The organism is Buchnera aphidicola (Microlophium carnosum) (assembly GCA_011752475.1).
In the GTDB taxonomy this organism is placed as follows: Bacteria; Pseudomonadota; Gammaproteobacteria; order Enterobacterales; family Enterobacteriaceae; genus Buchnera; species Buchnera aphidicola_BG.
In genome coordinates this window covers 1-3,331 of record CP048749.1, presented here as the reverse complement: position 1 = coordinate 3,331, position 3,331 = coordinate 1, and the positions used below count along the sequence as shown (strand labels likewise).

2 protein-coding genes are annotated in these 3,331 nt (G+C 24.3%); both read right to left on the bottom strand.

The features are described 5' to 3' along the window. The gene (locus G4A98_03085; GenBank protein ID QIQ42192.1) at positions 1-1,551 is read right to left on the bottom strand and encodes an anthranilate synthase component 1; all 1,551 of its coding nucleotides are present in this window, start codon (positions 1,549-1,551) and stop codon (positions 1-3) included. A gap of 1,169 nt (positions 1,552-2,720) precedes the next feature. Beyond that, complete coding sequence (locus G4A98_03080) at positions 2,721-3,311, bottom strand: anthranilate synthase component II (GenBank protein ID QIQ42191.1); 591 nt, start codon at positions 3,309-3,311, stop codon at positions 2,721-2,723. Positions 3,312-3,331 lie beyond the last annotated feature (20 nt).

Below are 3,331 nucleotides of genomic sequence, written 5' to 3'. Positions count from 1 at the left end.
TTAGTGCGCTCTTTTTATAGCATCTATTACAGCCTTTGCCTTATTTAAACTTTCCCTAACTTCATCACTGGGGATTGAATTAAAAACAATACCAGCACCTGCTTGAATTGTTGCAATATTATTTTCTATATACGCTGATCGTATTGTTATACAGGTATCTAAATTTCCTGAACTAGTAAAATAACCTATCGCTCCGCCATAACTTCCTCTGCTTTCACCTTCACACTCAGCAATTAATTGCATTGCTCGTACCTTAGGTGCTCCAGTTAGTGTTCCCATATTCATACAAGATGAATATGCATGAAGCGCATCTAGTCCATTTTTTAATTTTCCAATTACCCTAGAAACTAAATGCATTACATGTGAATATTTATCTACTCTTACTAAATCTGAAACATATCTAGATCCTGGTACACAAATACGTGCAAGATCATTTCGTGCTAAGTCTACAAGCATTAAATGTTCGGCCAATTCCTTATGATTTGTTCTCATTTCGAGTTCTATTCTACTGTCTAAATCTAAATCTAAAATTCCATTTTTTTTTCTCCCCCTAGGTCTAGTGCCAGCTATAGGATAAAGTTCAATTTGTCTTGTTTTCTCGTCATATTTTAAAGAACTTTCTGGAGATGCACCAAATAAAATAAAACTTTCATCTTGCATGAAAAACATATACGGACTAGGGTTATTTTTTTTTAATTCCTGATAGGATGCTAGGGGGTTATTGCAGGGTAAAAAAAATTTTCGGGATGGTACAACTTGGAAAATTTCACCTTTTTCAATTAATTTTTGTAATTTTTTTATTACAGATGAATATTGAAAATCACTCATATTAGAAGTTAAATCAGTTTTTAACTTTACCTGATTTTTGGGGATAACTGTAAACTTTTCTTCAAGTTTTTTTTGTATTTCTTTTATTCTTTTTTCGATTCTCTTTTTTTCATCAAAATTTTCACTAAAAATACTTCCCTGAATTAGACAGGTTTTTTTTTGATGATCTAAAACTAACAACGTTTCTGCTAAATAAAAACAAAAATCTGGACATTTTTGGTTTTTCTTTATACTAGGTAATAATTCAAAATTAGAAATAAGATCATAAGAAAACAATCCGCCAAAAAACATTGCTTTATTTATTTTTTTCGTATTGTTAAAAATTTTAATAATAAATCTAAATGAATCAAAAACAGATAATGAAAAAATTTTTTTATCTTCATCAATATTTTTTTTTATAGGAGGAAAAATAAAGTTAATAGTGTTCTCTTTTTCAAGAATTTTTAATTCTTGATGATATGATTTTTTTTTTAAAAGAGATAATATTTTTGTCCCATTTTTAGATAGTGCAGTTATACTAACTGAATTTCTGATAGCAGAAATACGTATTGCGCTATCAATAATCATTATACTTTCTAAATCATTTTTTTTATTCACTTCTGCTGTTTCAAGTAGCAATGTTGCTGATCTTGATCCACAAAGATGATTAAAAATTTTTGTAGGATCAGTATGATAATTAGCCTTTCTTTGAATTATTTTAATATCATATAAGCCTTTTTCCATTAATTTACATCTCTTTTTAACCAAAAAATTTTATTTAATTTTCTTTTATAATAACTACATTGTTAAATTAAAGCAAGGTATCGTTTTTTTTTTTTTTTTTAAGAAAGTGTATAATATATATTTAAGTATGTAATAACTATATTAAATAAAGATGATACTAATACGTACTATGTATAAAGAAATAATAATAATTAAAAACTTTATATATTATTTATATATTTTTGTTTTTTTTTTAAGGAAAAAGAATCTTTAGTTTTAATTAATTAATTGTTTTTTATTTTATGATATTTTTGACATATGAAAAGTATATTGGATGTATATATACAAAACTTATCCCCAGACTTATGAACATGTTATCAACATGTTTTTAATAGACTAAAAAAAAAATATATATATATATAAAACATAGTGTTATGTTATTTTTTTGATTAATAAATTTAAAATTTTAAATTTTTTTTAAAAAAGTTATCCACAGAAATTGTGGATAACTTTTTTAAAAAAATTTACCCTAATTTTTTAAAAATTTTTTTATCATCAGACTTGATTACTTTATAAAATTTTATAAAGAATTTTATATAGTCATTATTTTTTTATTTTTCGTATTTATTTGGTTTTTTTAAATGATGAGAGTTTTTCAGAGATTGAAAATTTTAAAAACACATTTATTTTAAATTTTTGAAAATTAGTTTAAATAAATTTAGATATAGAGGGGAGTGATTATTTTTTTATACGCGTATTATACTAGTAATATAGGTGTTTTTGATAAATGTAGTATTTACTATATAAGTTTAGGATAAATAAAAAATAGATTATTTATACGGAAAAAAATATTAAATTAAAACAGATGATATTTAAAGTAAAATTTTTAATTTTTATATTTTTTCAATCTATGCATTTTTTTAATTTAAATTGTATTCTTCTGATCTATTTTAATTATTTTTTCTACAGTTTATAAGGGTAAAAAAATTATTTTTTTCTTTTTCTAAAAGGGTTTCCTAATTTTTTGACGGGATATTTTTGATTTTTTATTAAAATTATATTAGATGTAATATTATTTAGTTTTTTTCATTTTAAAACATATTTAGGCATGTATTATAAATTTTTAAAAAAATGAGAATCTTTCAGATTTTTTGGGGTGAATAAAGCTAATATATTTTTTATTTTTTTGATTATGTAATATATTTTATAGATGCCCAATTGATAGTTTTTTCTAATATTTGATCTCCATAAGTTGTTAAGATAGATTCAGGATGAAATTGAAAACCACACACACGATCTGAGTTATTTCTGACAGACATAATTATTTTTTTAAAATAGGAATTTATTATAAACCCAGTGGGGATTGTGTTACAAATTAATGAATGATACCGACCAACTGGTAGAGGATCAGGAATATCTTCAAACATCTCTAAACCGTCATGATTGATTGATGATGTTTTACCATGGAATATGTCATTTGCATAGCCAATAGTCCCACCATAGGCTTCTACTATTGCCTGGTGGCCTAAACAAATTCCTATTATAGGAATGAAACCCTTAACTTTTTTTATTAATTCTAACATACACCCAGCATTCTTAGGAAGACTAGGGCCAGGTGATAACATTAAAATAGGATTTATTAATTTTCTAAGAGATTTTAAAATAATTTCGAGATCTACTGTGTTACGATAAATTAAAACATTATTTTTTTGGTTTCTCAGTTGTTCAACAAGATTATAGGTAAACGAGTCTATGTTATCTAAAAGTAAAATATTTGACATTTTGTAAGAAGTCCTGTTTT

Bases quoted from the DNA above. Each gene is read 5' to 3' on its own strand.
- G4A98_03080 (QIQ42191.1), bottom strand. From the start codon at position 3,311: ATGTCAAATATTTTACTTTTAGATAACATAGACTCGTTTACCTATAAT.
- G4A98_03085 (QIQ42192.1), bottom strand. From the start codon at position 1,551: ATGGAAAAAGGCTTATATGATATTAAAATAATTCAAAGAAAGGCTAAT.